General features: G+C 64.1%; 1 protein-coding gene. It reads left to right on the top strand.

Annotated features, from left to right (window positions below; genetic code table 11):
- Window positions 1-268: 268 nt before the first annotated feature.
- Window positions 269-3464, top strand: a 3196-nt coding sequence (locus ACYVDE_RS17805) for a PAS domain S-box protein (RefSeq protein ID WP_460502898.1), incomplete at its 3' end; no start/stop codon positions are given.

Consider the following 3464-nt stretch of genomic DNA (forward strand, 5'->3'; position numbering starts at 1 on the left):
CGGCCGCTGCCAGCCCACGAGCTGCACCCGGTAGCCGGCGGCGGCCAGGCTGCCACAAATGCGCTGCATGCGCTGGTCGAAGCACAGGTCGGTGGTAACGGCGAAAACCAGCCGGGGGGTGCGGGGGTTGGGCACGGGAAAAGGGCAGGCGCGCCGTCCCAAATGGCCCGGCGCTAAGATTTTTTGTTCAAATTTACAGCCGGGCCCCCACGGCTCCGGAATTATCTTGGCCGGAAATAGCTTTTCCGGCCTCCCACGCTGCTTGTTCATGGCTCCTTTTTCAGCTGCTTCTGCCCGTCCCGTTGCTCCTTCCCCGGCGTCGATGCTCGACCAGTTGGGGCAGCTCTACCTGCTGATTGATACCGATGGGGTTATCGTCGAAGCCAACGACGCCTTCCTGCACCTGACCGGCTACACCCGCAAGCAGGTGCTGGGCCAGCGCGGCCACGAAATGTTTATGGCTCCCGGCCAGCGCGAGCAGCGTCGCCGCGATTTTCTTGAAGGCGTGGCCACCGAAACCCTGCCCACCAGCTACGACCGCAGCCTGCTCACCCAGGGCGGCCAGCCGCGCCTGGTGCACTGGCGCACGGGCTACACCCGCGACAGCGCCGGCAAAGTAACCGGCGTGTGGATGGCCGGCCAGGAGGCCAATGAAATGACCCTGGCCCCGCCCGCCCTGGCCAACGACAGCACCCACCTGCAGGACTTCCTCGACAATGCCCAGGACTTGGTGCAGCACCTGAGTGCCACCAATGCCTTCCTGTTTGTGAACAAGGCCTGGAAGGAAAAGCTCGGCTATACCGATGCCGAGCTGGCCACCCGCACCCTGGCCGATGTGGTGCATCCGTACTACAAGGCCAAGCTGCTCTACCAGCTGCGCAATCTGTATGATGGCGAGCCGGTGAACAAAGTCGAAACCGTGTTTCTGACCAGCCTGGGCAAGCCCGTGCACCTTATCGGCAGCATGAGCGTGGTGCGCGAAGAGGGCCAGCCCATGAGCAGCCGCGCCATTCTGCACGACATCACCGACCGCATCAAGGCCGAGCGGCTGCAGAAAGTTTACTACAGCATTGCCAACCTCGCCATCTCGGCCAAGGACTTGCCCAGCCTCTACGGGGCCATCCATCGCGAGCTGAGCAAGATTATCGAAACCAGCAACCTGTTCATCGCCCTCTGCGACGACGCCCGCACCCAGCTGCAGTTCGTGTACCACGTCGACCAGTACCCGCAGAACCGGCCGCAGGCGGCGCAGCCCTTTTCGGGCGGCGTGTCGGAATACATCATTGCCGGCGGGCAGCCGCGCTACCTCACCCACGCCGATTTTCAGCAGCTCGTGCGCAGCGGCACGCTCACCATCTACGGGCAGGTGCCCGAGGTGATGCTGGCCTCGCCGCTGAGCATCGGCGACCGCATCATCGGCGTGCTGGCCGTGCAGGACTACCACCGCGTGGACGCCTACACGCCCGGCGACCTCGACGTGCTGCACTTCATTTCGAACCAGGTGGCCTTGGCCATCGAGCGCAAGCGCAACGAGGAGCAGATTAACCGCCAGACAGCCCGCCTCAACGCCATTTTTGAGAGTGGCTCGCACGTGATGTGGACCGTGGATACTCAGGGCCACCTCATGAACTTCAACCGCAACTACGCGGCCCTGTTCCTGCGCCGCAACGGGACCTATCCGATGCGCGGCATCAACCTGTGGGAGGCCGACCTGGCCAAAATGCCCGCCGATGAGCGCGACACGTTTGTGCAGCATTACGATGCCGCCGCCAAAGGCCAGGCCCAGCGCTTCGAGATGCGCCTGCGCGACGTGCGCGGCTACGACGTGTGGACCGATATTTACCTGAACCCGATTTACCTCGGCGACGGCTCGTTTGAGGAAATATCGGCCATTGCCCACGACATCACCGAGCAGAAGCGGGCCCAACTGGCCCTGCAAGCCCAGGAAGAGAAGTTCCGCTCCATCTTCGAATCGTTTCAGGATATTTATTACCAGACCGACGACGAAGGCCTGCTGACCATCCTTAGCCCATCGGTGCGCGAGGTGCTGGGCTACGAGCCTGAGGAAGTGCTGGGCCAGCCCGTGGCCCTGTACTATGTCGACCCCGACGACCCCAACCGCGTGGCCGCCGAGCTGGCCCGCAACGGCGGCCTGCGCAACTTCGAAACCCAGATGTGGCACAAGCAGGGCCACCCCGTGAGCGTGCTCGTGAATGCCCGCCTCTCGGCCGATGGCCGGCACGGCACCGAAGGCATTGCCCGCGACGTCACCGAAATCCGCCAGATGCAGGACGACCTGCGCCAGGCCAAAGATGCCGCCGAAGCCGCGCTGGAGGCCAAAACCCAGTTCCTGGCCAACATGAGCCACGAGCTGCGCACGCCCATGAACGGCATCATCGGCATGATTGACCTGCTCGACCAGACCGTGGAAAGCGACGAGCAGCTCGACTACGTCGACACGCTGCGCAAAAGCTCCGATGCCCTGCTCACCATCCTCAACGACATTCTCGACCTGTCGAAAATTCAGGCCGGCAAGCTCCAGATTCACGAAACGGCGCTGGAGTTGGCGGCCGTGATGGAGCGCATTCGCGCCCTGTTCATTTACCGGGCCGAGCAGAAAAACATCCGCTTTACTTACCACATCACGCCCCACACCCCGGCCCTGGTCGTGACCGACGAGGTACGCCTGCTCCAGATTCTGAGCAACCTGGTGGCCAATGCCATCAAGTTCACCAACGAGGGCACCGTGAGCATTGTGGTGAGCAGCGTGAGCACCGACGGCGAGCTGCACACCCTGCGCTTCGCGGTGCAGGATTCGGGCATCGGCATTTCGAGCGAAAATGCGGCGCGGCTGTTCACCAACTTCACCCAGCTCGACACCACGCCCAGCAAAGCCTACGGCGGCACGGGCCTGGGCCTGAGCATCAGCCGGCAGCTGGCCGAGCTGCTGGGCGGCGAAATTGGCGTGCTCAGCGACGAGGGCGAGGGCTCGGTGTTCTGGTTCACCATTGCCACGCGCGCAGCCCGGCGCGAGGAGCTACCCGCCGTGGCTCCTGTGCGCGAACCCATCTTCAAGCCCTTCGACGACCCGCCCCGCGTGCTACTCGTCGACGACAATACCATCAACCAGAAGGTGGGCCAGCGCCTGCTCACGCGCCTGGGCTGCGAGGTCGACGTGGCCGGCGGCGGCCCCGAGGGCATTGCGCTGGTGCAGGCCCCAGGCATAGCCTACGACATGATTTTCATGGACATTCAGATGCCCGACATGGATGGCGTGGCGGCTACCGCCGAAATTCGCCGCGTGCTGGGCAGCGCCTGCCCGCCGGTAGTGGCCATGACGGCCTACTCGATGCAGGAAGACGCCGGCCGCTTCATGCGCCAGGGCCTCGACGACTACGTGGGCAAGCCCGTGAAAAGCCGCCACCTCTACGAAGTGCTGCACCGCTGGCTGCGCCCGCGCGGGC

The organism is Hymenobacter agri (assembly GCF_054778495.1).